A 787-nucleotide genomic window follows, 5' to 3' on the forward strand; every position below is an offset into this window, starting at 1 on the left:
GACTGGGACCGGATCGGCCGCGACCTGCGCCGGGCCGCGGCCACGACCCGCCGCGAATGACGGCCGGTCCGCCGGCGGCCGTGTCCAAGGTCTCGCTCACCTATGAGGAGCGCTGGTCCGGCCCGCTGCCGCCGGCGGAGGAGCTGCGCTCCTATGACGGGCTGGTGCAGGGCGGGGCCGAGCGCATCTTCCGCCAGTTCGAGGCGGAGGCGGAGCACCGCCGCGGCCTCGACAGCTTCGCCCTCGCCGAGGACGCCGCCGAGCGCCGCCGCGCCCAATGGGCCGCCGGCCTGTTCGCCTTCGGCGCGCTCGGCGTCGGCGCCTTCGCGCTGCATCTCGGCGCCCACAGCGTCGCGGCCGTGGTGCTCGGCGCGACGCTGGTCGGGGTGATCGGCGCGTTCCTGTACCGCGAGGCCAAGGGCGGCTGAGTTCTTTTTGACGCGACGCCGGGGTCACCCTTCCCCGCAAGGGGAGGGGAACGAGGGCCCGTCCGCTTCGCCTGTTCTGTTCCGACGACCCGTCATCCTCGCCTGCGAACGCCGCCGCGCGTCCTGGAGCTTCGACCCATGCCCGCCGTTCTTCTGACCGCGCCCGCGGCCGAGCCTCTCGGTCTCGCCGACGCGAAGGCCTATCTGCGTCTCGACCATGACGACGAGGACGCGCTGCTCGGCGAGCTGATCGCGAGCGCCCGCGCCGAGGTGGAGCGCCTGACGCGCCGGGTTCTGGTGGCCCAGCGCTGGCGGCTCGACGCGCCGGTTCCGCCGCCCGGCGGCGCGGTGAAGCTGCG

At 74.8% G+C, this 787-nt stretch carries 2 protein-coding genes; both read left to right on the forward strand.

Going from position 1 to position 787, the window contains the following annotated elements:
* Positions 1–56 precede the first annotated feature (56 nt).
* Positions 57–428 (forward strand): DUF2335 domain-containing protein, encoded by a 372-nt coding sequence (locus ACFQ4O_RS17950; RefSeq protein ID WP_378777787.1) that lies wholly within the window; start codon positions 57–59, stop codon positions 426–428.
* Between the two features lie 138 nt (positions 429–566).
* A partial coding sequence (locus ACFQ4O_RS17955) for a head-tail connector protein (RefSeq protein ID WP_378777789.1) occupies positions 567–787 on the forward strand: 221 nt, incomplete at its 3' end.

The organism is Methylopila musalis, from assembly GCF_042679725.1.
Taxonomy (GTDB): Bacteria; Pseudomonadota; Alphaproteobacteria; order Rhizobiales; family Methylopilaceae; genus Methylopila; species Methylopila musalis.